Annotated in this window: 19 protein-coding genes; 9 read left to right on the top strand and 10 right to left on the bottom strand. The window is 48.4% G+C overall.

Features of this window, described 5'->3' with window-relative positions; translation table 11 throughout:
• Positions 1-95: 95 nt before the first annotated feature.
• Positions 96-2,063 (top strand): alkyl/aryl-sulfatase, encoded by a 1,968-nt coding sequence (locus tag OH458_RS09700; protein WP_269978167.1) that lies wholly within the window; start codon positions 96-98, stop codon positions 2,061-2,063.
• Positions 2,064-2,121: 58 nt separating this feature from the next.
• Here the strand turns inward: OH458_RS09700 and OH458_RS09695 are convergent, their stop codons facing one another.
• Positions 2,122-3,858, bottom strand: coding sequence for a methyl-accepting chemotaxis protein (locus tag OH458_RS09695; protein ID WP_269978166.1), 1,737 nt, complete (start codon positions 3,856-3,858; stop codon positions 2,122-2,124).
• A 310-nt stretch (positions 3,859-4,168) separates the two neighbouring features.
• On the opposite strand from OH458_RS09695, the gene OH458_RS09690 reads away from it, so the two are divergent.
• The 6 genes from OH458_RS09690 to copI all read left to right on the top strand — a co-directional run bounded on the left by OH458_RS09690 (position 4,169) and on the right by copI (position 11,946).
• Entirely contained in the window at positions 4,169-4,600 is a 432-nt protein-coding gene (locus OH458_RS09690) for an acyl-CoA thioesterase (protein ID WP_269978165.1), read from the top strand.
• Between the two features lie 65 nt (positions 4,601-4,665).
• The gene (locus OH458_RS09685) at positions 4,666-5,070 is read left to right on the top strand and encodes a hypothetical protein (RefSeq protein WP_269978164.1); all 405 of its coding nucleotides are present in this window, start codon (positions 4,666-4,668) and stop codon (positions 5,068-5,070) included.
• An 83-nt stretch (positions 5,071-5,153) separates the two neighbouring features.
• Positions 5,154-6,497 carry a TolC family protein gene (locus tag OH458_RS09680; RefSeq protein WP_269978163.1) on the top strand — a complete coding sequence of 448 codons (1,344 nt, stop codon included), beginning with the start codon at positions 5,154-5,156 and terminating at the stop codon, positions 6,495-6,497.
• Positions 6,498-6,508: 11 nt separating this feature from the next.
• Positions 6,509-8,215 (top strand): efflux RND transporter periplasmic adaptor subunit, encoded by a 1,707-nt coding sequence (locus tag OH458_RS09675; RefSeq protein WP_269978162.1) that lies wholly within the window; start codon positions 6,509-6,511, stop codon positions 8,213-8,215.
• Between the two features lie 2 nt (positions 8,216-8,217).
• On the top strand, positions 8,218-11,337 hold the full coding sequence (locus OH458_RS09670) for an efflux RND transporter permease subunit (protein WP_269978161.1): 3,120 nt from the start codon (positions 8,218-8,220) through the stop codon (positions 11,335-11,337).
• Positions 11,338-11,409: 72 nt separating this feature from the next.
• The gene (gene copI, locus OH458_RS09665; RefSeq protein ID WP_269978160.1) at positions 11,410-11,946 is read left to right on the top strand and encodes a copper-resistant cuproprotein CopI; all 537 of its coding nucleotides are present in this window, start codon (positions 11,410-11,412) and stop codon (positions 11,944-11,946) included.
• Positions 11,947-11,993: 47 nt separating this feature from the next.
• On the opposite strand, the gene OH458_RS09660 is transcribed toward copI, so the two are convergent.
• From OH458_RS09660 to napG, 6 genes are all read right to left on the bottom strand, one after another.
• The gene (locus tag OH458_RS09660; RefSeq protein ID WP_269978159.1) at positions 11,994-13,955 is read right to left on the bottom strand and encodes a methyl-accepting chemotaxis protein; all 1,962 of its coding nucleotides are present in this window, start codon (positions 13,953-13,955) and stop codon (positions 11,994-11,996) included.
• Positions 13,956-14,167: 212 nt separating this feature from the next.
• Entirely contained in the window at positions 14,168-14,635 is a 468-nt protein-coding gene (locus OH458_RS09655; protein ID WP_269978158.1) for an ASCH domain-containing protein, read from the bottom strand.
• 92 nt (positions 14,636-14,727) lie between these two features.
• Entirely contained in the window at positions 14,728-15,012 is a 285-nt protein-coding gene (locus tag OH458_RS09650; protein WP_005469508.1) for a MazG nucleotide pyrophosphohydrolase domain-containing protein, read from the bottom strand.
• A gap of 92 nt (positions 15,013-15,104) precedes the next feature.
• Entirely contained in the window at positions 15,105-16,679 is a 1,575-nt protein-coding gene (locus OH458_RS09645) for an ATP-binding cassette domain-containing protein (RefSeq protein ID WP_269978157.1), read from the bottom strand.
• Positions 16,680-17,013: 334 nt separating this feature from the next.
• A complete protein-coding gene (gene napH, locus OH458_RS09640) occupies positions 17,014-17,868 on the bottom strand; it encodes a quinol dehydrogenase ferredoxin subunit NapH (protein ID WP_269978156.1) in 855 nt (284 codons plus the stop codon).
• The gene (gene napG, locus OH458_RS09635) at positions 17,868-18,629 is read right to left on the bottom strand and encodes a ferredoxin-type protein NapG (protein WP_038136000.1); all 762 of its coding nucleotides are present in this window, start codon (positions 18,627-18,629) and stop codon (positions 17,868-17,870) included. The genes napH and napG overlap by 1 nt, the downstream gene beginning before the upstream one ends.
• A 333-nt stretch (positions 18,630-18,962) precedes the next feature.
• Between napG and fdhF the strand changes: the two genes are divergently transcribed.
• Positions 18,963-23,171: a formate dehydrogenase subunit alpha gene (fdhF, locus tag OH458_RS09630; protein WP_269978155.1), complete on the top strand. Its 4,209-nt coding sequence runs from the start codon at positions 18,963-18,965 to the stop codon at positions 23,169-23,171.
• Between the two features lie 48 nt (positions 23,172-23,219).
• Here fdhF and OH458_RS09625 read toward each other — a convergent pair whose 3' ends face one another.
• The 3 genes from OH458_RS09625 to OH458_RS09615 are packed head-to-tail and all read right to left on the bottom strand — an operon-like array spanning position 23,220 to position 26,265.
• On the bottom strand, positions 23,220-23,819 hold the full coding sequence (locus tag OH458_RS09625; protein WP_269978154.1) for an HAD family hydrolase: 600 nt from the start codon (positions 23,817-23,819) through the stop codon (positions 23,220-23,222).
• A gap of 22 nt (positions 23,820-23,841) precedes the next feature.
• Positions 23,842-25,590, bottom strand: a complete 1,749-nt coding sequence (locus OH458_RS09620) for a phosphotransferase (RefSeq protein WP_269978276.1) — start codon at positions 25,588-25,590, stop codon at positions 23,842-23,844.
• Positions 25,591-25,617: 27 nt separating this feature from the next.
• Positions 25,618-26,265 carry an HAD family hydrolase gene (locus tag OH458_RS09615; RefSeq protein ID WP_269978153.1) on the bottom strand — a complete coding sequence of 216 codons (648 nt, stop codon included), beginning with the start codon at positions 26,263-26,265 and terminating at the stop codon, positions 25,618-25,620.
• 117 nt (positions 26,266-26,382) lie between these two features.
• On the opposite strand from OH458_RS09615, the gene OH458_RS09610 reads away from it, so the two are divergent.
• Positions 26,383-26,919, top strand: a complete 537-nt coding sequence (locus OH458_RS09610) for a hypothetical protein (protein ID WP_269978152.1) — start codon at positions 26,383-26,385, stop codon at positions 26,917-26,919.

Genomic DNA, 26,919 nt, shown 5'->3' with positions numbered 1-26,919 from the left:
TTTAGCTTTATTCTATCGATTGATTAATCCGCCAGTTCTACTATCTCTCCATCGACGAGCGCTGGTCCGCTCGCCCAAAAAGAGAGAGATAAATTATGAAACTTCAAAAATCTATCGTGTCATTGGCAATTCTCGCTACCCTTGCGCCAACTCTTAGCTTCGCCGCACCAACCACGAGTGCGCCGAAGGAAGCATCAAACTTCACTATCGCGAAAAATGAACAACTCAAACAATACCTAAACTTCGCCAACCAAAGTGACTTTGATAATGCCTCTCGTGGCTTCATTGCTACCTGGCCAGAAAAAACCATCAAAGACGCCGATGGTAACGTCATTTGGGATTTCTCTAAGTATGACTTTATCGACCAAGACACAAACACCGACACCATTAACCCGTCACTGCTGCGCCAAGCCAAACTGAACAATATTGATGGTCTATTTAAAATTAAAGAGGGCGTTTACCAAGTGCGCGGCTTTGATCTTTCCGTCATGTCCTTTATTCGTGGCGACAAGGGCTGGGTAGTAGTCGATCCTTTGATCTCTCCCGAAACCGCGGCAGCGGGCTTGAAACTGCTGCGTGACAACGTGGAAGACCTTCCGGTAACTGGCGTTATCTTTACCCACTCGCACGTTGACCATTTTGGTGGCATCTTAGGCGTCACCAGCCAAGCAGACATCGATGCAGGTAAAGTCGATATTCTTGCTCCTGAAGGCTTCTTCGATCACTCGATTGCTGAAAACCTAATGGCAGGCAATACCATGTCACGCCGCGCTTCCTACATGTACGGCAATTTGCTAGAGGCCAGTCGCAAAGGTCAAGTCGATGGCGGCTTAGGCAAAACCACATCGTCTGGTGCGCCGGGTATTGTCAAACCGACCCATATTGCCAACATTACCGGCCAAGAGATGGAAGTTGATGGCATAAAACTTGAGGTAGTCATGGCGCAAGAGTCAGAAGCGCCGTCGGAGTTCATGTTCTACTTCCCTCAATACAAAACCATGATGGCTGCGGAAGTGATGACGCACACTGTGCACAATATCTCTACACTGCGCGGTGCCAAAACCCGTGATGCTTCCTCTTGGGCGGAGTACATCGACGACGTTCTCCATGCCTATGGTGACAAAGCCGATACCATGATTGCGTCTCACCACTGGCCAACCTTTGGCAAAGAGAACATTCAAAATCAGCTAGAAAAAACGCGCGATATGTATAAGTTTGTCCACGACCAAACTCTGCGTCTCGCCAATAAAGGCTACACTCCGAACGAGATTTCCGCTTCTATTCAGTTGCCAGATTCACTCGGTAAAGAGTGGTACAACCGCGGCTACTACGGCACGGTGTCACACAACGCACGTGCGACCTATGACTTCTACTTTGGCGCATGGTGGGACGGCAACCCAGCTAACCTAAATCCGCTGACACCAACAGAGCAAGGCGCCAAATACGTCGAAGCCATTGGTGGCGAAGAGAAAGTGATCGAACTGGCAGAAGCCGCGATAGCGAAAGGCGAATACCGCTGGGCAGTGACGCTACTCAACAACGTAACCTTTGCTAACCCTGATAATATGGACGCTCGTTATCTTGAAGCGGACGCAATGGAGCAGCTCGGTTACCAAGCCGAATCTGGCCCATGGCGCAACTACTACCTAGGTGGCGCTAAAGAACTACGTGAAGGAATTAAACCTGTCGCAACGCCGAACACCGCGGCGATTGCTAAAAACATGCCGTTTGATCAGTTTATGAACTATCTCGGCGTCACAGTAAAACCGGACGCGGCGAAAGGGTTGGATATCAAAGTGAATATCGATGTCAAAGGCGATGGTCAATACGCCATGGATTTGAGCAACTCGGTATTAAAGTCCTACTCTGACAAGCAATTTGAAGCGGCCGACTTAACGATTACTATGTCACGCCAAGTATTCGAGAACATGATGACGAAGCAATCTACTCTTGAAGAGGAAATCAAATCGGGTCACTTTAAAGTGTCTGATCAAGTTGAGTTCAACAGACTCATGTCTGTGTTTGACCAGTTTGATATGTGGTTTGGCGTGGTAACACCTTAACCCAAGCCCAATGTCCAAATAGTTGTATAAAAAAGCCCGCGGTCCGCGGGCTTTGTTGTTATTGCACTTTAAACTGGCCGACGACGCTGCTGAGATTGCGCGATGTGCCGCTCAATTCGTCACTGACCGCAGCGGCTTGTGATGCGTTGCCATTGAGCGTGTGAATAATGTCTTGAATCGCCACCATATTGCGGCTGACTTCATCGGTCACTTGACGCTGCTGCTGAGCGGAAGTGGAAACGTGAATATTCACTTCATTAATTTCGGTCACCGAGTCTGTCACTTCATTGAGCGATAGCATAACTTGTTCGGTATGCTCTGCGGTGGCTTCACAACTTTGACGCGTCACGTCCATCTCATTAACAACACTGTTGGTCGTCTCTTTAAGCTTTTGCAGCATCTCATTGATTTGAGACGTGCTCTGTTGAGTGCGTCCAGCCAATGCGCGAACCTCATCCGCAACTACTGCAAAGCCTCGACCTTGCTCACCAGCACGCGCCGCTTCAATCGCAGCGTTCAGTGCGAGTAAGTTGGTTTGCTCGGCAATTTCACCAATCACTTGCAGTACCGTGCTGATTTGCTTGGTGTCTTCATCCATGGTGCTGATGGTCGACGACATAGAGGTCACTTGCTCAACTAAGTTACTCACGCTCTCCACAGCGTTGGCAACAGTTTGCTTCGATTGCTCAGAGTAACGGTTTGCTTGCTCAGTCAATTGGGCGGCGTTTTCTGCACTTTGCGCGATAGAGACGGCGCTGGCGCTCATCTCTTCCACTGCCGTGATGACTTGCTCTGTCTCTTGCGTGTGCTGATTTAACGTATGCAAATTCGACGATGACTGCTGGCTAATATCACGCACCGCAGAATCAATGCCTTTCGAAGAGTCCGACACCTCAATAAACATGGTCTGCAACTTCTCGATAAACTGGTTAATCGAGCTGGAAATCTCGCCAATTTCATCTTGCTTTTCTACGTTCAGGCGGCGAGTCAAATCGCCATTTCCTTGCGCCAAATCCGCAACCAGTTCTTTCAGGCGCATTAGTGGTTTAAACGAGTAATGAAGCAACAACACACTCAACACAACAATCACGACGCCGATTACCACTAGCGCAATAGTCACGTTCCAACTCAGCGACGCGGTGTTGGCTGCGATGCTGTCATTGTCAATGTAACCGGTCAGTTGCCAAGTTTGCTCACCCAGTTCAATCGAGCGATTTACTGGCGTAAAGTTACCCGCCTGAGTGTTTGAAAAGATTTTAATGTTACCTGCGGTCAACTCCGCATAGCTGCCTTGGTACGTGTAGACATCGATCACCTTGCCAAGATCGGTCAAGTTAAGCACAAAAAAGTCGACCGAATCGTCCAAGCGTTTGATTGAAAAAGTAATCACAGGTAAGCCGTCCATCATGGTAACGGGGCTGATTTTGATCTCTTCCCCGTGTGATTCCGCTTGTGCGATAAACTGCTCAGCGGCCTCATCACTCATGTTGCCACTGTCATCAAATGCATAACCATTGACAATTTTAACGATACGATAAAAGCCTGAACTCTCTTTCGTTTCACTAATATCCATCATGCTAAAGTTTAGGCTAGTTGCGAGATTAAGCTTGCTTTGCAGATCCTTTTCTAGCTTCTGCTGAATGAGGTCAATACTGTGAGTAATGCTTTGTGTATCAGTACGTTGTATATAGTGACTAATGAAATAATTTACGCTGATAAATGATGTGAGAATCGTAGTAAAAATAATAGATATGATGAGTACTACGATTTTATTCTTGAACGAAATGTTCTTCATGACACTTTACATCCTTAAAAGTGAAGATTGAATAAACTTGCATCCTTGATGGGAAAATATCTAATTTATTTAACCAGTTAGATAACGTTCCGCTGACAATGGTAAGCCAGCGAAAACGTTGGCGCAATGACCAATCGTCTCTTTTACCGTCACCCTTCTATTAAATTGCAGCCCATGCCACACTTCATTGAGCGGACGTGTGATTACACACCGCGCATCATTAGATCACAATTTGATAACATTTTTGCTTCTCTGCTTCTAAAACCAATTAGAATAAAAACTCAATATTATAATTCTGATTAGGTGAATAATGGACGATTTACTCAAAGACTTTCCTGTTATAACGAAAGTACCAGTTGCTTGGGGTGAGATGGATGCCCTGCAACACGTCAATAACGTGGTTTATTTCCGCTATTTTGAAACCGCTCGCTTGGAGTACTTTGATAAAATCAAGCTTTTGGTCAATATCGCCGACAGTCACATTGGTCCTGTGCTTGGGGAAACAAGTTGTCGTTATAAGTTGCCCATCACTTACCCAGATACCTTGCTGATTGGTTCTCGCGTTGTGGACCTGCAAGATGACCGTTTTACCATGGAGTATCAGATTGTTAGCCAAAAACTTGGGCAAATCAGCACCGTGGGTAAGGCAACCTGTGTGATGTTCGACTTTAAAAACAACCGCAAAGCGCTCGTCCCAGACTTGGTCAAGCAAGCAATACTGGATTTAGAAGAGCCGCACTAAGCCCTTGACCTTAACCCTAGGGTAAGCTCTACACTCAACAAATCTTTCTGGTTTAGTGGTGCGACATGAGCGTTTCTCTGACTCGCAAAATTTGGATTTCTCTATTCAGTATTCTCGTAATGCTGATGTCGAGCTTTGCATCCAGCGCACCACTGATGACGTTTCAAATGCTGCCTGGCAGTTACGTTGAAACCGAAGCGGCCACGCATTGCGCGATGACCTCTTCCCCCGAGATGAGCCATCACCAAACCAATCAAACACATTCCAATGCCCCCGTGCAGCCGTCATGTGATTCGGGCAGCGACAAAGCCCACAACTGCTGTGGATCGGTTTGCATGACTGTGTTTGCATTGTTTTCGCCACATGACCAACTCACTCACCTCACCTCTTATCTCGCCCTGATCCACCCAGAAGCCCATGGCCACGCAATCTATCGCCAAGCTTCGCTCTATCGCCCCCCAATAGCGTAAATCCGTTCGTTTTTTGTCCTCTTCTCAGCCTTGACTGAGGAGTCGTTTACTCGTGCGCTTTGCACATAACAACGGATTACACTGTGAAAAATATTGCGACGATAGCAGCGCTCTCTGTCAGCTCTGCACTATGGGCGTCCAATGCTTTGGCGGCAACACAACCCGTAACGCAACAGCATTTGGTACCACCGAAACTCCCTGAATTAATTCACTCAGCTCTGAGCAATGACGCGACTCGTTATCAGTTTTATGCTCAGTCACAAGCCATGCGCGAAACCGGCGTGGCTGCCTCAACGCTCATGGACCCAAAACTAAAAATGGGCTTTGGGGGCTTGCCTGTCGACAGTTTCAAGTTTGATGAAGACCCAATGACCAATGTGTCAGTTGGGTTGATGCAGCAATTTGAACGCGGCTCAACCTTAGAACTGCAACAAAAGAAAGCCAATACACAAGCCGACGGTATAGCGGCTCAAGTTCAAAATCGGGAGATCGATGTCGTCAACCGTATCACTCAGCTTTGGATTGAACTTGGCTACCAACAGTCGGCGCAACGCATCCTTGAACAAAACAAAGGATTGATGGGTGAGATGGAACATTTCATTCAGACCAACTACGCCATTGGTAAAAGCGAAGCGCAAGACCTACTCAATGCCCAACTGCAGATCGCCAAACTGGATGAAAAACTCCAAGCCAATGGCCAAATGCAGCGCCGCATTATCTCGCAACTCTCAGAATGGCTAGGATCTGAGTGGATTCGCTCAGCGCAAAATATCCAAGCTGACAATCAGCTCGATTGGCATAAACTTGAGCGAATTGTGGAGCCCAATTCCGTCGACCACTACCGCCGCTTAAACCAGCATCCAATGGTCAAAATGGCAGACATCAACATAGCGGCAAACCAAACGCAAGTCGACATCGCTGAACAAGCCTATACGCCCCAGTTTGGTGTTGAAGTCATGTACGCGCACCGCCAAGCGAACAATATGATGGGCGAACCGGCTTCCGATCTTGTCAGTGCCTATTTGACGATGGACATTCCGCTGTTTACGGGCAACCGCCAAGACCGAAATCTCGCGGCGGCTCAGCATCAAGTTGGGGCGGCGCAGTCTCAAAAAGATTCACTTCTTTCGCAAATGAATGCACAAGTGAATGCACTGCTTGTTGATCGCGAGAACCTTCAGCAACGTCTCGACCGCTATACCGACACGCTTCTCCCTCAAGCAAACGCGCGCATCAAGGCCGTAGAAAGGGGTTATCAAAACAACACTGCGCAGTTCAATGATGTGATTTCAGCCACCACCGACGAACTCGCTCTTCGAGTCGAACAAGAGAGGTTGATCGCCGATCTCAATATCACCAACAGCAATCTTGCAGCCTTGCTGGGTGGTTTCGAATACCAAGTTTCTCAACCTCAACTCAGCAAATAGAAGGTAACCCAATGAAAACATTACAAGTGGCAACTCTTGCCTTGCTGGTTGGCGGCGCACTCGGCTTTGTAGCCAATCAGCATTTCATTTCCGCAAATCATGATATGACGGCGATGACATCGGCAAACGCAGCCGACAGTAACGAACCGCTCTACTGGGTTGCGCCTATGGATCCCAATTACAAGCGTGACAAGCCAGGTAAATCTCCCATGGGCATGGATTTGATTCCCGTTTACGCAGAAGACCTTGCCGGAGGAAACAGCCAACCGGGCACGGTCACCATCTCTCCTGAAGTTGAAAACAATTTGGGGGTAAAAATGGAATCCGTACTTCGCGAGCCATTGAGCCCACGCATTGAGACTGTCGGTTACATTGCCTTTGACGAAAGTCATTTATGGCAAACCAACGTCCGCGTTGCTGGCTGGGTCGAGAAACTCAATATTAACGCAGTAGGAGAAAAAGTAGCCAAAGGCGATGTGCTGTTTAGCTTGTACTCGCCAGAGCTGGTAAAAGCCCAAGAAGAACTGCTCAACGCCTACCGAACAGGACGCAGTGGCTTAGTGAAAGGAGCAACTGAACGTTTAGTTACGCTTGGCGTCGATCGCAGCCAAATCCAAACCATTAAGCGCAGTGGCAAAGCCTCACAAACCATTGAGATAAAAGCCCCCGCGGACGGCGTGATTGCCAGCCTAAACATCCGTGAAGGTGGTTACCTTTCACCTGCTCAAGCTGTGATTAGCGCAGGCCCACTCGATAATGTCTGGGTCGACGCAGAGGTGTTCGAGCGTCAGACCCATTGGATGAAAGCGGGCAGCCAAGCAACCATGACACTCGATGCGATTCCGGGCAATGAGTGGCAAGGCGTGGTCGATTATGTTTATCCCATTCTCGATCCAAACACTCGCACATTGCGCGTACGCCTCAAGTTCCCCAATCCAAACGGTGAGCTCAAACCCAACATGTTTGCCAATATAGCTCTGCAACCTGTGAGCGACGAATCTGTACTGACGGTCGCGAAATCGGCGGTGATTCGCTCTGGGGGCATGACCCGAGTCGTGCTTGCTGAAGGAAAAGGCAAATACCGCTCTGCACGCGTCGAAGTGGGCCGTGAAGCGGGCGACAGAATTGAAGTGTTGCAAGGGCTGACTCAAAACGATCGTATCGTCACTTCTGCCCACTTTATGCTCGATTCAGAATCGAGCCAGTCGGCCGACTTATCGCGCATCAACGGTATTGAGCCACCCGCTGAAACCGTGTGGGCCAAAGGCGAAATCATGGATGTGATGGCAGGGCACCGCATGTTAACCCTCAACCACCAGCCTGTCCCAGAGTGGAACTGGCCAGGGATGGTGATGAACTTCAATCTGGCAGAAAACGTAGACATGAGCGATCTCAACAAAGGGCAAGCGATTGAGTTTGAGATGAAGAAAACCAATTCTGGCCAGTATGAGATTGTCGATATCAAAGCAGACAACAGCATCATGGCCGCAGAAGTATGGGTGACGGGTGACATCACCATGTTGATGGCAGATTTTGGCATGATCACACTCAAACACTTGCCGGTCGCCGAGTGGAACTGGGAAGCGGGGGAAATGAACTTTTCGGTCGGTGAGGAGGTGAACTTATCTGGATTTGAAGAAGGACAAAAGGTTCGCTTTCTAGTTGAAAAACAAGGCTCTGACTATCAGTTGAAGAAACTTAAAGCGGTAGAGGGCTAACCATGATCAGTGCAATCATTCGTTGGTCGATTAACAATCGATTCTTAGTGTTACTTGCGACATTCGCGATCGTATTGGGTGGACTTTACAGTGTAAAAAATACCCCAGTAGACGCGATTCCCGATTTGTCGGATGTGCAAGTTATCATCAAAACAAGCTATCCAGGTCAAGCGCCGCAAGTGGTTGAAGACCAAGTCACCTACCCGCTCACCACCGCAATGCTCGCGGTTCCGGGAGCAGAGACGGTACGCGGCTATTCGTTCTTTGGCGACTCCTACGTCTATATCATATTCAACGATGATACAGACATGTATTGGGCTCGCTCTCGAGTACTCGAATACTTGAGCCAAGTAGCGCCTAAGCTGCCGCCAAGCGCTAAGCCCACACTCGGGCCTGATGCGACGGGTGTGGGCTGGGTCTACAGCTACGTCCTACAAGATAAAACCGGGCAGCATGACCTTGCCCAGCTGCGCAGCCTGCAAGACTGGTTCTTAAAGTACGAGTTGCAGACCGTAGCCGGCGTTTCAGAAGTGGCGACTGTCGGCGGCATGGTCAAACAGTACCAAGTACAAATCGACCCCGCTAAGTTGCGCGCTTACGATTTGACGCTGCAACAGGTAAACATGGCGATTCAAAACGGCAACCAAGAGACGGGCGCGTCCGTCATTGAAGTTGCAGAAGCTGAGCACATGGTACGCACGACCGGTTACCTCAGCAGCATCGAAGACATCGAATCTTTGCCGCTCAAAGTGACCAGCAAAGGCACACCACTCTTGCTTGGGGACATTGCAGACATCAATCTTGGCCCACAGATGCGTCGTGGCATTTCCGAGTTCAACGGTGAAGGCGAAGCAGTGGGTGGCGTGATTGTGATGCGATTTGGCGAAAACGCCAGTGAGGTGATCCACAATGTCAAAACCAAACTGGCAGAGCTTCAACGCAGCCTGCCAGACGGTGTGGAGATCGTCGCCACCTACGATCGTTCAACCTTGATTGATGCCGCAGTTGATAACCTATGGAAGAAACTGGCGGAAGAATTCATCGTTGTGGCGGTTGTCTGTGCGCTGTTCTTGTTCCACATTCGTTCATCACTGGTGATCGCCCTCAGTTTGCCTGTTGGGATCCTGTCTGCATTTATCGTCATGCACTGGCAAGGTATTAACGCCAACATCATGTCTTTGGGCGGCATTGCGATTGCGATAGGCGCGATGGTCGATGGCGCAATCGTAATGATAGAAAACGTTCACAAACACATAGAGCGTACCCCGCTAACGGACAAAAACCGCTGGCAAGTGATCGGCAAAGCGGCAGAAGAAGTGGGGGCTCCCCTGTTCTTCTCACTGCTTATCATCACGCTAAGTTTCGTGCCAGTGTTCGCACTGGAAGGTCAAGAAGGCAAGATGTTCTCACCGCTTGCTTTTACCAAGACGTATGCGATGGCCGCAGCGGCAGGCCTCGCTATCACCTTGGTGCCGGTTCTGATGGGTTACTTTATCCGTGGCAACGTACTCCCAGAGCATAAGAACCCGGTGAACAAAGGGTTGGTCGCGCTATACCGACCTCTGCTGAACCTGAGTCTGCGCTTCCCTAAGACAATGATCCTGTTAGCGGTGGCGTTAATGGCATCGGCTTACTATCCAACCAGCAAACTGGGTAGCGAGTTCATTCCGCCATTGGACGAAGGTGACTTGATGTACATGCCGACCACTTACCCCGGCATCTCCATTGGTAAAGCACGTGAGCTACTGCAGCAAACCAACAAGCTCATCAAAACCGTTCCTGAGGTGGAAACGGTTTGGGGCAAAATTGGCCGCGCCGAAACGGCAACCGACCCTGCCCCATTAACCATGATCGAAACCGTCATTCAGCTCAAACCGAGAGAAGAGTGGCGCGTCGGTGTGACCACGGAGTCGCTGCGCAAAGAGTTTGATCAGTTGGTGCAGTTCCCGGGATTGACCAACGCATGGGTCATGCCAATCAAAACTCGCATCGACATGTTAGCTACCGGTATTAAAACACCAATCGGTATCAAGATTGCGGGACCTGACCTCAAGGTAATCGAACAAATTGGCTCAGAGTTAGAGCCCATTTTGAACCAGATTTCAGGTACGGCATCTGTCTATGCGGAACGTGTTGCGGGTGGACGCTATGTCACCATTGACATTAAACGTCGCTCCGCGGCTCGCTACGGCTTAAGTATCAAAGATGTCCAGCAAGTCATCTCTACAGCGGTGGGCGGAATGAACGTGGGTGAAACCGTTGAAGGACTGGAGCGTTACCCAATCAACGTCCGCTATCCACAAGATTACCGTGACTCGGTAGTGAAACTGCAAAACTTGCCACTGGTGACTCCGAACGGTGCACGTATCGCACTCGCCGATGTGGCTGACATTCGCTACGAAGATGGCCCACCGATGATCAAAACCGAGAATGCACGTCCGAATGGCTGGGTATTTGTCGACATTGATGGCCGCGACTTGGGCTCTTACGTGGTTGAAGCGCAGCAAACTGTCGCAGAGCAATTGCAGCTTCCTGCGGGTTACTCGCTCACTTGGTCGGGTCAATACGAATACATGGAGCGCGCCAAAGAGCGGTTGAGTGTCGTGGTGCCTATCACTATTGCCATCATCATGCTGCTGCTTTACTTCAGTTTCCGCCGCGTCGGAGAAGTGATGATCATCATGCTTACACTGCCGCTCGCGATGGTAGGCGGGTTATGGCTGATGCACTACCTCGGCTACAACTTCTCCATTGCGGTTGGCGTTGGCTTTATCGCTCTTGCCGGTGTCGCGGTTGAGATTGGCGTGATCATGCTGGTTTATCTCAACCAAGCGTGGCACTACAAAAAACTCCACGCAGAAGAAGAGCAAAAAGCGCTCACTGCGAAAGACCTTACCGATGCCATTCGCGAAGGCGCGGGGCTACGCGTTCGCCCCGTGATGATGACGGTGTTGACTGTCATCATTGGCCTTATCCCAATCATGTACGGAGACGGCACAGGCTCAGAAGTGATGCAGCGAATCGCCGCGCCAATGATAGGAGGCATAGCTTCCGCGCTTCTACTCACGCTGTTGGTCTTACCGGCTTTGTTTAAGCTCTGGAAACAACACGAAGTTAACTAACACCAAGCAATCGTATGTCGAGCCAATGAGTTGCTCGACATACGCAATACCCGATTAAAAAAGGAACACACCATGAAAAAAAACCTGATTACCCTAGCGATTACTATGTTCAGCACAGGCGTACTTGCAGATGCAATGGATCACTCAAAAATGGACCATTCGAATATGGACCACGGTGAGATGAAGATGGATCATAGTAAAATGGAGCACTCGAACATGATGAATATGGAAGGTATGTCTGAGGTTGGAATGCCTGCCAAGGGCGCAAAACCAGACAAGGTCGTGCACGTTATTCTGACTGATGACATGAAAATCAACTTCAAAAAAGAAGTGAAGATCGAGCCAAATGACGTGGTGCAATTTGTGGTGATGAACGTTGGAAAAATTGACCACGAGTTTTCCATTGGTTCAGCACAAGAGCAACTGAAACACCGTGAAATGATGAAGAACATGGGCAGCCACGCGCACGATTCTGGCAGCACTGTCACTGTGAAACCGGGCAAAGCAAAACAGCTTTTATGGCACTTCCACGGCGATAACAACGTTGAGTTTGCCTGCAACATTCCCGGCCACGCAGAAGCGGGTATGGTGAAGAAGATCACCTTGTAGTGATCAATAAAGTCGCCAGCAAACTCTGGCGACTTTTCGTGAGAACTTTATTTTCGGCTATTAATAGCGTTTTCTAAACTCTCAATTTTACCGACTACATCCAGCGAAATAGGCTCTATTTGCTCAAATAGTTTATTGGCTTGTTCGTGTTGACCGCTGTCTATCCGGTCCAAAACATCCTTTATCACCCCATGCAGTTTAGCATGCGGCGCTTCCAGCGCTTTGAATGTGGGCTCTGAGCCATACAGGCTCTTTCCTTTGCCGTAATACCATTTACCCAGCGCGCACATATGATGATCACAGGCGACTTTTTTATCGAGTGCTCCATGATCGCCGTTTAAATAGGATCTTACTTTCGTTTTCCAAGCGAGATGCGCATTCTTTACATCAGTAAAGTCCACGCGCTTTTCCGAACCAAGCTTAAAGTCTGCCAACTGAGCTCTCAAATCCAGCGCTCGCTCACTTAACCCTTTCGCTTTTGCTTGCAAGTGCAGAGCGCCCTCCTCGGTATGAGCGCTTTTTTCACTAATCTCTTCTACTGATTTGTTCATATCTTGAACAACCGTAGACTGCTCTTCTGAAGCCGCCGCGATCTGAGCACTCATATCATTTACACTGCTCACCAGATCAATGATGTCTGAGAAGGTCTCTCGTGCTTTGCACACGCCTTCATAAGCATCTTGCGCCAGCACATTGTTATCAGAAATTCGAGTTGATGAGTTCTGCACACCCTGCTGCAAGTTTTCCAACATAGATTTGATATCTTCTGTCGCGGTCTGTGTTCTCTGAGCGAGATTACGCACTTCGTCAGCCACAACCGCAAAACCTCGACCTTGCTCACCCGCACGTGCCGCTTCGATTGCAGCATTAAGTGCTAGCAGATTGGTTTGCTCCGCAATATCGCTAATTGTGTTAATGACTTGGCCAATACTTTGGCTTTGCTCCGATACCGTGGCAATTTGCGCAATCGTCGCGTCGAGTTCGGTTAAAAAGTTAGACAGTTTATCCAGCCCTTCACCAATCAATTGGTCTCCCACTTCGACGTTTTGCTTGGCTTGAAGCGCTTTATGAGAAGAGGACACCGTACTTTCAGTTACCTGCTGGACCGTCGCTGCCATTTCAGTCATAGCGCTGGCAATTTGAGCGGTATGCGATGATTGAGAAGCCATCATGGTTTGCATACTGTAGCTGTCAGATGAGACTTGATCCGAATCCTGCACAACAGCCTGTGCGGTACCGACCACTTGACCTAAAATGGCTTTATAGCGTGCTTGCACCATTTTGGCCGCTTGGGCCAATAAACCGACTTCATCTTGCCGACCAAGCACAATATTGCTGGAGAGATTTCCTTCAGACATGCTTTTTATCATTTGCTCGACATCCGAAATCGGCTTGAGAACTCGCGCACCGATTATGAACCAATTGAGCAACGCAATCGCCACCAAGACAAAAGCGATGACGGCTGACGTAACGTCTTGAGATAAGAAAGATCGTATCGCAAGAAAAGCTCCGCCAGCCAGCAGGAGAAGATGAGATACCGCAAAAACATGCCTAAAACTTAGTTTTTCAACCCATGAAGGGCCAGGCAACTCCAGGGAAGAATCATTTCTCATTTTCTTGTACAGCGCTTCTGCTTCTGCAACTTGTTGTTTAGAGGGCTCCGAGCGAACAGACTGTATGCCAACCACTTTACCCTGTTTCATAATGGGCGAAACGAACGCATCAACCCAATAGTGATCACCATTCTTACATCGGTTTTTTACGATGCCGCGCCACACTTTGCCGTCTTTAACCGTGGCCCACAAACTTTTGAACGCCGCTGGCGGCATATCCGGGTGCCGAACGATATTGTGATCTTGACCGATTAGCTCCTCGCGAGAAAACCCACTGATTGATACAAACTCATCGTTTATGAACTTAATTTTTCCCTGCGTGTCTGTCACTGACACCAAATCACTGCGGCCAGCAAAATGCACTTCTCGCTGGTTAACTGGACCATTATTCTTCATATTGCGCGTTCCTAAAACCTTCCTATCAAAGAAAGCCAACGTCTTTTATTATTTATTATTAGTCACGTAAGTGTAGTCACGACTTGGGCAGTTTTCCCATCTGGGGGGTAAATGTGTGAGCTGAATTCCTCTTTAAAGCAACAGAGGGGCAAGATACCATCGACGTTGAGCGACTGGCTGCGATGACAGCCAATACGCGTTCTAAAACCACATCACTTGTAGACAAGCTCAAAAGTCACAAGGACAAGTTCCGTGGAGTCGTTAAACTCAATGCCATACGCAGACGCGCAATCTTTGGTGAAAAAGTCATTGTGTGCTTTGTACCACCACTCGTAAGTGCCATCCCCTTCGCCTTCCGACTCAGCGAACTCGCGGCTGACCTGCCCAAACGGACAAAAATCCACATCAGTGATTTTGACAATACAGACTGGGTTCTTTTCCCAGTCCAATACAATTTGGTGCTGACCAACTTTTGGCAGCGGCTCTCCTTCAATCTTGTAGGCCTCTTTCACGCTGCACGTCGCGCGCTTTTTGCCAATTGAAACAAGTCTGGCACACTCATTGGTGTTGTACTCATCATCACAAAAATAGGTGGTTTCTACGCCATCAATCTCCGCAAGCTGAGACGCTGATAAAGTGCTAGTGTAAGACTGAAAATAGTCTTCATATCTTGCTTCCATGACTCATTCTCCATTGAATCTCTAGTATTAGTTTGAATGACAGAAAAGCCCGCACAAACGGGCATTAGTAGGGCTGCGGCTTAATTCTTGCCTCAACGATTGTACTTCTCTTTATTAAGCACTTCTTTCATGGTGTGGGTAGCCTCCAGATCCACACCGTGAATATTGGCAAGCGCGCAGACATAGTACAGAACATCATATAACTCTTCTGCTACCGAGCCTTTAAGTTCTTCAAAGCTTGGTTGCCCACCAGTGCCACTGCGAATCGCTTCCGACAACTCCCCTACCTCTTCAATCAGTTTTAAGAAGTAGTGCTCGGATTGTTCAGGGGCATAATCGAACTCTTTTATGTGGTTTTGCAGCTCCGATAACTTCATAACATCCTTTTCTTTGGTCTATCCTTCGCTTGGTGATGCATTTTATAAACCTTAATCACATAAAATCAAACACTTGATGAGCAACCCTACGCTTAGGTCGTAAGAGTAAAAATGTGTTCAACCCCACTCTCACCAACAAAATCCTCATCGTGGCTGACAAGAATAAAGGCACCTTGGTAGCGTTTTAACGCATCAGCCAGCATCTGCTTCGAGTCGAGATCTAAGTGATTGTCTGGCTCATCGAGTAGTAAAATAGGTGATTGAGGTTGATGACTGACGATCAGCATCGCCAATTTCATCTTCTCTCCGCCACTGAGCTCACTCACCAACCGAAATACGCTGTCCGTACGAAAGCCAATCCCGGCAAGCAATGTTCGCGCGTCACTTTCTAACATCCCTTCACAGTGGTGCGTCATGTTGCTAAGGAGTGAGTGCTCCAAACTCAGCAAGCCAAAATGCTGGTCAAGATAACAAACTGCACGATTGACATGCAGCTCTCCGCTTTTTAAGCCCATCTCCCCCGACAACACTTTGAGTAGCGTAGATTTCCCCGAACCATTCCCACCTGAAAGATGCAACTTGCTGCCCGCCTCCAGCGCGAGATTAAAAGGGGTACCCACTCCAAAAGGAAGCACCGCCGCCACCATGTTGAATACATTACCGCGCCCAGATGCCCCTTGTTCAAGGTATAGCCTTTGCTGCTTAACTTGTTCATAGCGTTCACTGAGCGCCCGCTCTTTTTGCTCAAGCTTGGTTCGGCGACTGTTCTCGTTTTTGTGTCGATTCGACACCGAATTTTCCGCGCTGTTCTTCATGCCATCGAGGATCAACTTGGATTGACTGCCTGATTTGCGTATTTTGTTCCCTTGAGACTCTCGCTGCTGCGCTTTTTCGCGATTTTTCTGCGCTTGAACCTCCAGTCGATACTGCTCTCCTCTTACCGCATCAAGTTGGCGTTCGAGTGCACTACGTTCGCGCTGTTTTTGCTCCTCATACGCATCGAAATTGCCCCCATATTGGGTTAGCCCCAGTTGGCTCAGCTCCCAAATCTGGTCCATTTGCCGTAGCAACTGTCGATCGTGACTGACCAACACAAGTTGGCCTTGGAATTGATTCATCTGCTCGCTCAACCACTGCTTTGCCAATTTATCAAGGTGGTTAGAAGGCTCATCCAAAATGAGCAGTTCGACGTCTGACTGAAACAGCTTCCACAGCTGCAATCTGGCCAGTTGACCACCACTCAAGCTCTTGCAAGAAAAATAGGGGTTAGGTGGTAAGCCAAGGGCTTCTAACTCGTTATTTAACGCCTGTTTAAGCTGCCAATTTTCACCGACAATCTCGAACCATTTAGGATCACAATCGCCCTTCTCAATGCGTTCAATCGCGTGGAGCCTCTCTTGATAGCCGAGAAACTCGGCAATACTTATCGAGCTTTCAAGTAGCCGAGACGGCAATTGGCTGTAGCACGCGACATTGGCCGAAGTAACGACGCTTCCCGAGGTCGGCGTGCGTTTTTGAGAGAGCATGTCCGCAAAGTAGGATTTACCAATCCCATTTCTTCCGACTAAACCCACTCGCCTTGCTGACAGAGTGCATGAGATATTTTCGAACAGCACATCGCCGTTGTTGAACTGATAACTGATTTTGTGCGCTTGTATAACTGGCATATTTGCCTCCTGTAAAACAGGATTAGGCGTAGCGGCCACAATGAGTTCGATCCAATTTGTGCTCTACGAGCCAACATGGACGCGCACCTATAAAGGTACATAACGTGTTGATGCTATTGATAAGCTAAGACGAAGCTACGCCGACTAACCCTGTGAAATCCAAAATATGATGTAAAGGTGGATAACAGGTGTTAGTTGTTCATATTGGCGTAAACTCCTAAAGAAATGATGCAGCGATTATAGAGCAGTTTTTCGCCACATAGCAAATGAAAAGCGACCAGTTGCAACACAGCTTCAATCTATTTGATAAAAGCCAGCTAAAAAGGGATTGTGGTTAATCAATCTGCTTTACTGTAATTCGATTTTGAAACTCAAACACGCGCTCAGCACACACATCAATACACCGCCCGCAACTGATGCAATTCTGGTCTAAGACGCGTTTATCACCTTCTTTCAGCGGTTGGCGTAGCACATCCGGTTCAGAGCAAACGTTATAGCAGTCCATACATTTAGTACAATCTTCACGGCGAACAGCAGCCACTCGTAGCAAGCTCTTGCGCCCTATCACCCCGTATGTCGCACCCAGTGGACATAAATGGCCACACCAGCCGTGTTCAACCAAGAGTAAATCGAGGACAAACACCAAGCCAACCAGCACCCAACTCGCTCCAAATCCAAATACCAGCCCACGATGCAGCGCGGCAACAGGATCTATCCACGCCCATAAAACACTACCTGAAACAGCGCTGCCAATAAGCAATACGGGAATCAACCAGTAACGCAATTGAGAGGACCAACGGTAGCTGGTTTTGATATTGAGTTTACGACGCAAAAACGCCGCCAGATCGGTGACCATGTTCATCGGGCAAACCCAGCCACAAAATGCTCTTGGGCTGATTAGCGCATAGAAAACTACCACAATGGCTACACCCATTAGCGCCGTCATTTCAGGTAAGTGCCCTGCCGCTAGGGTTTGTAATGTGATGAGAGGGTCACTCATTGGAATCACATCAAGCAAGTTACTTGAGGAGAGATTGCCTTTTAATACTCCTAGCGTTGGTCCTGCCATAAACAAAGCGACGATCGTTAACTGACAGAGTCGTCTAAGCAGCAAAAAACGGTGCGCTTGCCAACAACCTAAGGTTTTTATTGCATCTTTTCCGGCATCTTTAGCGAGGTTCTTAGCCATTACAACTTCCCTCCCAAGGTTTCCAGCGCTTCGGTCGGCACTTCTGGTGCACTGTTCTCTAGTGGCTTTTTGATCTCTTCCCAACCAAGTTGGTAGTGAGCGCCCATTTTCCCTTTGGCCAGTTCTGTCGGGATAATTTTAATCGCCGCTACTTCAGTGACACATGCCTCTTCACATTTACCACAACCGGTACATTTGTCAGAGTGGACGGTGGGAATTAATTTAGCGTGATAACCGGTTCGCTCATTACGAATATGTTCAAGCGTGATTGCTTCGTCAATCAAGGGGCAAACTCGATAGCAAACATCACAGCGCAACCCCTGCCAGTTCAAGCAGCTCTCATGGTCGATAAGCACCGCGGTGCCCATGCGAGCATCGTCAATATTGGTTAAGTTGGGGTCTAGCGCACCAGTCGGACAAACGGGGACACATGGAATGTCTTCACACATCTCACACGGGATTTCCCGCGCATTAAAATACGGCGTGCCTGACTCGACCGATGACAGGAGTGTGGCAAGCTTTAGGGTATCGTAGGGACAGGCTTGTACGCACAATCCACAGCGAATGCACGCTTTTTCAAACTCGCCTTTTGGCAGAGCACCCGGTGGCCTTATCGGCACACCAGAACCATCTCTCGCTTGGCTTTGCATCGACTGAAGCCCAAGTACCGTCGCAGCCGCACCGACTCCAGCTGCCGTTCTTGCCGCATCTCGTAAAAACCGACGTCGGCTTTGCGATGTTTTTGATTTTGCATCTGTCATGGCTTACTTCCTTACCCCAGCAGACTCACTTCGCTCAACGAGAACGTTAAGCATAGCAACCACAATTATGTTAAGGATATTTTCACGGCACGTGATAAGCGCATATACCTCCAAAGAGGTGTATGAGAGATGACTTGATAAGAATCAACTAATGGGCTTGTTTGAGGGCGCATATTGGTCAACTAGCACGGAAGCAGAGCGCTGAAAACAAATACAACACCAGTGGTCAAAATGATAAAAATGCAATAATTGAGTTTTTTGTCACACGAACTTTCCTTGCTAGGCATTATCCTTATAGAATGTAAGGCTTTGTGAATTACGCCCGGGGGTCTTATGATAGAAATCATAATCGACGGCAAATATCGAATTGTGGAAGAGGGTTCAACCCTTCTAGAAGCAGCCAAAGTATGTGGGGTAGAGATCCCTTCTTTATGCGGGCTAAATAAATCTAATCAGAAAGTGCCTTGCGACTTGTGTGTGGTAGAGGTAGAAAGCGGCGGTACTCAGCGCGCCTGCGAACTCGAAGTCTACCGCGGTCTGAATGTTAAAACGCAATCAGACCAGCTCAGCGAGCATCGCCGTCAAGCACTCAACCGCATCATGCAAGATCACTATGCAGACTGCGAAGCACCGTGTAAAACTGCCTGCCCAGCAGGGGTAGACATCCAATCGTACCTTTACTTCATCGCACAAAACGATCATAAAAAAGCGATTGAAGTGATTAAACGCACGCTGCCGATGCCACTATCGATTGGCCGCGTTTGCCCTGCTTTTTGTGAAAGTGAATGTCGCCGCTCCTTAGTGGATGAGTCAATTGCCATTCGTCAATTAAAACGCCACGCCGCAGATGCCGACCTAGCAGCACAAGAAGCCTACACGCCTGAAAAGAAAGCCGATAAAAACCTCTCTATCGCCATTGTCGGCAGTGGGCCAGGTGGTTTAACGGCGGGCTATTACCTTTCCAACGAAGGGTATGACGTAACCGTATTTGAGTCGATGCCAAAAGCAGGGGGTTGGCTTCGATATGGCATTCCTGAATATCGACTACCAAAAGCGATTCTCGACAAAGAAATCGAACTAATGTGCCGTAATGGTATGCAGATAAAAACCGAACAAAAGCTAGGCGAAAACCTCTCTCTGAGCCAGTTGAGTGACGACTATGACGCGGTCTGCCTTGCGGTGGGTGCTTCGTTAGCGGTCGAGATGAAATACCCTGGCAGTGAGCTTGCTGGCTGCTACCTTGGGGTTGACTACCTAAAAGACTTTGTCACCGAGCAAACCTACACCACAGGTGAAAAAGTGGCGGTGATTGGTGGCGGGAATACCGCGATTGACTGCGCGAGAACCGCTCGCCGCGCAGGTGCAGACACCACAATTATCTATCGCCGAACGCGTGAAGAGATGCCCGCCGAAGATTACGAAATTGAAGAGGCGGAGCACGAAGGCGTTAAGTTCCTGTTTCTAACCAACCCTGCTGAAAACATTGCAGATGAAAACGGCCACGTTAAAGAAGTTCGCTTAGAACGAATGGCGCTGGGCGAGCCCGATGCGTCAGGTCGCCGCAGACCAGGGCCAACCGGAGAGCTTTTCACTCAAGCATTTGATACCGTCATTGCCGCTGTCTCACAAAAGCCTGATTTAAGCTTTCTAGAAGGTGACGATTTATCGATTCCATTATCTCGATGGAACACGTCCGAGTCTGATCCACAAACCATGCACACGGGTACAGGCAATATTTTCAGTATTGGTGATTTTCGCCGCGGCCCCGCAACCGCCGTTGAAGCGGTTGGAGACGGCCGAATCGCCGCCAAAGCGATCGACCTGTTCCTCAATGGCGACATGGCCGATATGCCAGCACCTGCCTTCAACTCGCGTAAAGAACAAAAACTGGCGCAAGTGGACCCAATCCACTTTGAGAACTTCCAAAAAGTGGCTCGCTCAATCATGCCAGAGCTCACCCCTGCTCAACGCGAACAGAGCTTTGATGAAGTCGAGCTCGGCTTTGACAACGAAGAAGCCATCAAAGAAGCCGCGCGCTGCCTTGAATGTGGTTGCCAAGCCAACACCAGTTGCGATCTGCGAGACTACTCAACTGAATATGGTGCCGAGCAGCACTTTGATCTCGGCCTTGAGGTGAAGAGTCATCAAGATTGGCTGAATGTAAGAGCGAAAGATCCGCGCCATAAATTCAGCGTCGACCGCAGTTCAGAGTTCATTGAGTTCGATGCCAACCGCTGCATTAGTTGCGGTCAATGTATTCAAGCCTGTAGCGAACAAGCGGTGCATGGCATTCTCAACTTTGTCCATGACCAACATGGCCGCCCTGCACTGCGCCCTGATGACAGACCGCACTTTAGTTCAAGCAAAAATGGGCGCTTGCTGATGGGCGATTCCAACTGCGTTCAATGTGGAGCCTGCGTTCAAGCGTGTCCAACCGGTGCCATGGTAGACGGCCGTGACCGTGCTCAAGGGCGAGAAGAAGTATTGAAGAAGGTCGACACCATTTGTACCTATTGTGGTGTGGGCTGTAAATTGACCATGCATGTCGATGAGGCAAACAACCAAATCATGCATGTCACCGGGGCACACTCTCCGGTAAATGAGGGCATGCTTTGTGTGAAAGGGCGTTTCGGCTTCGATTTCATCAGTGACGATGCCCGTTTAACCACGCCTCTGATTCGTAAAGATGGTTGGCTACAACCAGCAAGTTGGGATGAAGCCATTGCGCTTATCGCCAAAAAGTTCACCGCCATCAAACAAGACTTTGGCGGCAACGCACTCGCTGGGTTCTCATCCGCTAAAACTACTAACGAAGACAATTACGCTTTCCAGAAGTTTATTCGTCGTGAGCTTGGCACCAACAATATCGACCACTGCGCACGCTTGTGCCACGCCTCCAGCGTTACTGGTCTTGAAGCTTCTCTAGGTAGTGGTGCCATGACCAATGACATCCCAAGCATCAAACACTCGGATGTGATTTTTATTATCGGCTCAGACACCACCTCTGCTCACCCAATCATTGCTTCTCACATCAAGCAAGCGATTCGCCACCACGGCGCGCGTTTGATTGTGGCTGATCCTAAGCGCATCGATATGGCCGATCACGCCGAGCTCTATCTTGCTCATCGACCGGGTACTGACGTGATGCTGCTTAACGGTATCATGCAGCAAATCATCAAAAATGGTTGGTACGACCAAGAGTATATCGAAGAGCGCGTGGACGGCTTTGACACCTTACTCCAAGAAGTGATGTCTCCTGCCTATGCGTTAGACAAAGTGGAGCTAGTCACTGGGGTCAGTGGCGACGACATCTTTGCCATGGCGCGTATGATTGGTACCGCCGAGCGCACTGCGGTCTACTACTCCATGGGCATCACCCAGCATACTACTGGGCACGACAACGTGCGCTCGATTGCTAACTTACAGCTTCTTTGCGGCAACATCGGTATTGAAGGCGGCGGTATCAACCCGCTGCGTGGTCAATCCAACGTGCAAGGCGCCTGTGATATGGGCGCGCTACCCAACAATTACCCAGGCTATCAGAAAGTCTACAACCCAATGACTCGTCAGAAGTTCGCTATTGAATGGGACGCACCAAACCTTCCTTCAGAGCCGGGGCTGACACTAACCGAAATCATTGATGGTGCCTGTAATCGAGATGTGCGCGGTCTTTATATCATGGGGGAGAACCCTGTACTGAGTGACCCGAACCAAGCTCATGTTATTGAAGGATTGGAGACGCTCGACTTCTTGGTGGTGCAAGACATCTTCTTAACCGAAACCGCTCAATATGCAGATGTTGTATTGCCATCTTGCTCGTTTGCCGAAAAATCAGGCCACTTCACCAATACAGAGCGGCGAGTGCAGCGAGTCAATCCAGCAGTGAAAGCGCCGGGAGAAGCCAAAGAAGATTGGTGGATCATTCAACAAATCGCTAACGCCATGGGTGGGGATTGGCACTACAAAGAGGTGTCAGACATCACCTGCGAAATCGCTCGCGTGACGCCACAATATGCTGGGCTTCGTTGGGAGGCGATCACCCCAGATGGCGTGCAGTGGCCAAGCAACAAAAACAACCCGAACGGCACGAGGATTATGCACCAAACCCAATTTACTCGCGGCAAAGGACAAATGGTTGGGGTGCCATTCCGCTATGCAGCCGAACTTCCGGACGAGGATTTTCCTTTAGTTCTCACTACTGGACGTGTACTTGAGCAATTCCATACCGGAACCATGACGCGCAAAACCAAAGGTTTGGATAACTTAGCCGGCCCAAGAGCCATGATCAGCGTCCAAGATGCAGAAGCGCTAGGAATTCGCAATGGTCAACGCTTGCGAGTATCAACTCGGCGCGGTTCGATTGAGATTGATGCCTTTGTGACCAAGCGAATTCAACAAGGTGTGGTCTTTATTCCATTCCATTTTGTTGAGTCGCCTGTGAACCGATTAACCACCACCGCAACTGATCCCCATGCGAAAATACCGGAGTTTAAAGTGGCAGCGGTCAAGGTAGAGACAGTAGAGCCTCAAGCTACGCACTAAAAGCAAAAGCCGACGTTATCGTCGGCTTTTTCATATGGTTAAAAACAATTAAAAGTGCTCGCGTACAAAGTCTAACGCGTCTTCGCTGTTATTATAGACATGACTGTCGATCCCCATCGCTTTGGCGGCAGCCACGTTAGCCTCACTGTCATCAATAAATACCGCATTGACGGGATTGCCTCCGGCCAGTTGCAGCGCAATCTCAAAAAACAGTCGGTCAGGCTTAGCGACACCAATATGTGAGGAGCTAACAACAAGATCGAAGCTATCTTGCAGTGAGACAGAGGCGAGGTCTGCTTCTAGCTGAGACGTACCGTTGGTCACCAATACAAGTTTACTCTCAGGGGTATATTGACGAATCCCTTCTATTAGCGGCGTATCAATAAACCACTCCGCTTGATTCCATATTTTAACCAACTGTGCCGCAGCCTCCTCACCCCAGTGGCGCGCCAGTTGCTCAGTGACTCTGTCACACCATTGCTGATGAGAAATCTCACCGCATACCGCTAAATTCAACAGTTCGGTAGAAAACGCACACGAATACAATGCGCCCTGAGAAATCCCTAGCACCGCTTCTGCCTGAGAAACTTCATTACCGGGCCACTGCCTAATCACCCCATCAAAATCAATTAATACAATACTCTTCAACGCTCACCTCCATGTGATTGTTTCACGCTTTCGCTTTTTCTATTTGTTTTACTACTTTATAGCCAAAGCCAGAGATTAACTCATTGATACGATGCACATTTCCACACTCCCCTTGCGCTAAACGCAAACAAAGTTCTATGGATGTGACATCATCAGGGTAGTATTGGCGCAAAACCTTGGCGATGGAGTCCAAATCACTCAACCAGCTATTGTCTTGCTCTGCGACAAGTAAATAGGCACTGCGCAGCAGTTTTTTGCCCAACACTTTAGCACTAGCTTTTCCATCTTGAGTTTGAATAGACTCACGTCCAGATTCCAGTACCTGCGAAAGATCCTCATTGAGCTGCCAAGCGATCCGTAAGCTTGGTTTATGAAGACGAAATCCAGTCGATAGGTCTTTTCCCCATAAGCAGCAACAGCAATGTTTGAGCCAAAACTGCCAACGATACTCTTCCTCTTCAGCCAGCACTTCTTGTAGGTGCCCAGGGTCAAAGTCCAGCTTGCTAATGGCGGAATATTGCGAGGTTAGCTCATTGGCAATGCGTTGCAGTTGCTTATGGCCATTCGAAGAAAGCGGTTGATGGAAAACCACTGAGACATCCAAATCTGACTGGCCAAACACAGCCTTTCCCCTTGGCACACTGCCATAGAGATAAACGCTATGCAGCTGGTCTGGAAAGGTCGCATTCAAGCGCCGCAGCATTTGCTCGACTACCGGAGCAAACTCCGGCTGGATGTGTTCAACGCTGTATGGGTTATCAATATAGCCTTGGCTGGTGAGTCCTTTATATGAATGATGTTTGGCTTTCAAAAACTCGGATTGAATTGGTTCCCACAAAGTTAAGTAGGGAGAAAAGTCCATAGCCGGGATAAAATTCTTGGCAGCGTTATTTCCTTTGAAGTACGCCTCCTCGTAGGGCCAAATATGATGATCTGAAAACAGAGACCATGCTTTAGCGCCATCTTGCAACTCACATTTAGATAATGGGAAAAGCTCATCGTACCCACGCAGAAAGTTCAGAGAAAGTTTCACATCCATTTGAAACATATATTGGCAAGCCCGAGCCAACTCGTAGCCTCTAGGCATGTTTTGCACTAAGTCCCAATCGATAACGGCACTGATTGTTCCATCATTGTGAAAAAAGACGTTCAACCAATGATAATCACCATGTATCAATTGACGTTGTGTTACAGGTCGATAGCTATGTTCTGTTTCCCACAAAGCTAAATAGGAGCGCTGTGCCATCACTCGTTTAAGAGCATGCGCATCAATCTGAGTCAGTGTTGGTTTAGCTTGCAAATACAGTATTATCTCATCAATTCGAGCAAGCCATTCCTGCTTGTTCCACTTGAGGTCAATGCTGGGAAACCTCTCTCCACTTTGTTCTACAAGATCAAGGTGAAGTGTGCCAAGTGCGCGGCCAGCCTGATATGCATGCTTCGCAGTGACACAGCCACTATCCACTTGATGTCCTTTAGCACTTGGGTACAACGCAAAATACGCGTCTTGATAACGAACCCAAGTTTTTCCTTCCTGCGTCTTCATTGGCGCAATAATTTGGGGCAGGGACAATGACAGCTGGGTGACCAAAGCATGTTCAGATTGAATCTTTTCAAGATCTTTCGACCGATAACATCTAAGATAAAATCCATTTTTGTAGTCGATATGGAAAACTTGATTCGTCGCCCCAAGGCTAGTCAGCGTGATGTGTAGATCTACGTCATTTCCTAACCATGATCGCGTGATCTCCTTTAACTCTTCAACATTCATCAAGATCCCCACTCCGTGTTGATTTACCTAAACTAACAGCTCCTGATAGCTGCTGATTTGTTTAATCGACTGGCTCAAATCATTATTGCCATTAAAGCTGTGATGAATAGCAATCACATCACAGCCTGCCGCGACACCCGCGCTTACCCCTGCGTGAGAATCTTCGAAAATCACCGCCGCCTCTGTAGGTAAATCCAGTTGGGAAAGTGCCAATAAATAGGCTTCAGGGTCAGGCTTATGCTTGGAAACATGCTCTTGAGTGATCACAACATCAAACAGTTCATCAAGATCTAGCGCGCGTAAGATGTTGTCGACCATCCAAGTGGCCGCAGAACTGACGACAGCGCATGTTTTTCCTTGCTCTTTGAGATATTGAAGGTAAGTTAGAGCCCCATGATTGAGCTCCAATTCACTGGCAAGCAGTGCCTCATAATGAGCTCGAAAATGCGTATTAAATTCAGCTAAATCAGGCGAAATACTCGCGTGTTTAAAGAATTGCCCTGTGACCGCAGGCCAGCTTTCCCCCATCACTTGCTTGTAAATATTGAAATCGACCTCTGCGCCATAGTCTGCGCACGCTTTTGCCAGCGCCAACCCTTTTAATGGCTCAGAATTGACTAAAGTTCCGTCCATATCAAACAAAAACGCTTGGTATTGCTCCACAGTTATCTCCATATACAACGACTTTTATGAACAGGTTCTCACATATACAGATTCATGACGTTAATTGCAAAGATATCAGCCAAACAAATGATAACATTAGACTTTATAACTGATAACAATTAAGTCACAATGCAAACTAAACTACTTACTCTAGCAGCAATGCTGCCAATTTTGGGCGGCTGCGCTTCAAACTCCTTAACTCCTGCCAATGGTAACGGAGCTCTGCTGATAGGCTCCGATGTACATAATAACGGCGGGCATCACCCATGCAGAAAAGTGGTCGTCTCTCTTTATGAAATGATCAGTGGCGGCGAATATAGCGAAACCCCAATTGAATTGGAGTTTATGCCCAAACAAAATGAAAACTACTATATTTTCTCAGATATCAAACCGGGATATTACGTTGCCAAGAACATGCGTTGTTATTCTCAAGCCGGACGCTATTTCAATGATGGTGAACAATTTCTGGATGAAAGTCAGAGCTTTGGGGAAACCGTCGAAGCTAATAAGATCACTGTAATGCAGTACTCTTATTACGGTAGAAAGTATAACGATGGCAGCTTCTCTGCCTATCTCACTTATGATAAGCCTGATTTGAAAGAAACGGGCATTTCAGCCGAACTCCAAAGTGACCCAAACTTTGCTGGTTGGAGCATTCGCGACTAA

Source organism: Vibrio sp. MarTm2, from assembly GCF_027587055.1.
Taxonomy (GTDB): domain Bacteria; phylum Pseudomonadota; class Gammaproteobacteria; order Enterobacterales; family Vibrionaceae; genus Vibrio; species Vibrio sinaloensis_D.
This window is presented reverse-complemented; position numbering and strand designations above follow the sequence as displayed.

What these genes read in the sequence shown, in the direction of transcription:
- OH458_RS09700 (WP_269978167.1), top strand. Translation starts at nt 96, where the DNA reads ATGAAACTTCAAAAATCTATCGTGTCATTGGCAATTCTCGCTACCCTT.
- OH458_RS09695 (WP_269978166.1), bottom strand. Translation starts at nt 3,858, where the DNA reads ATGAAGAACATTTCGTTCAAGAATAAAATCGTAGTACTCATCATATCT.
- OH458_RS09690 (WP_269978165.1), top strand. Translation starts at nt 4,169, where the DNA reads ATGGACGATTTACTCAAAGACTTTCCTGTTATAACGAAAGTACCAGTT.
- OH458_RS09685 (WP_269978164.1), top strand. Translation starts at nt 4,666, where the DNA reads ATGAGCGTTTCTCTGACTCGCAAAATTTGGATTTCTCTATTCAGTATT.
- OH458_RS09675 (WP_269978162.1), top strand. Translation starts at nt 6,509, where the DNA reads ATGAAAACATTACAAGTGGCAACTCTTGCCTTGCTGGTTGGCGGCGCA.
- OH458_RS09670 (WP_269978161.1), top strand. Translation starts at nt 8,218, where the DNA reads ATGATCAGTGCAATCATTCGTTGGTCGATTAACAATCGATTCTTAGTG.
- copI (WP_269978160.1), top strand. Translation starts at nt 11,410, where the DNA reads ATGAAAAAAAACCTGATTACCCTAGCGATTACTATGTTCAGCACAGGC.
- OH458_RS09660 (WP_269978159.1), bottom strand. Translation starts at nt 13,955, where the DNA reads ATGAAGAATAATGGTCCAGTTAACCAGCGAGAAGTGCATTTTGCTGGC.
- OH458_RS09655 (WP_269978158.1), bottom strand. Translation starts at nt 14,635, where the DNA reads ATGGAAGCAAGATATGAAGACTATTTTCAGTCTTACACTAGCACTTTA.
- OH458_RS09650 (WP_005469508.1), bottom strand. Translation starts at nt 15,012, where the DNA reads ATGAAGTTATCGGAGCTGCAAAACCACATAAAAGAGTTCGATTATGCC.
- OH458_RS09645 (WP_269978157.1), bottom strand. Translation starts at nt 16,679, where the DNA reads ATGCCAGTTATACAAGCGCACAAAATCAGTTATCAGTTCAACAACGGC.
- napH (WP_269978156.1), bottom strand. Translation starts at nt 17,868, where the DNA reads ATGGCTAAGAACCTCGCTAAAGATGCCGGAAAAGATGCAATAAAAACC.
- napG (WP_038136000.1), bottom strand. Translation starts at nt 18,629, where the DNA reads ATGACAGATGCAAAATCAAAAACATCGCAAAGCCGACGTCGGTTTTTA.
- fdhF (WP_269978155.1), top strand. Translation starts at nt 18,963, where the DNA reads ATGATAGAAATCATAATCGACGGCAAATATCGAATTGTGGAAGAGGGT.
- OH458_RS09620 (WP_269978276.1), bottom strand. Translation starts at nt 25,590, where the DNA reads ATGAATGTTGAAGAGTTAAAGGAGATCACGCGATCATGGTTAGGAAAT.
- OH458_RS09615 (WP_269978153.1), bottom strand. Translation starts at nt 26,265, where the DNA reads ATGGAGATAACTGTGGAGCAATACCAAGCGTTTTTGTTTGATATGGAC.
- OH458_RS09610 (WP_269978152.1), top strand. Translation starts at nt 26,383, where the DNA reads ATGCAAACTAAACTACTTACTCTAGCAGCAATGCTGCCAATTTTGGGC.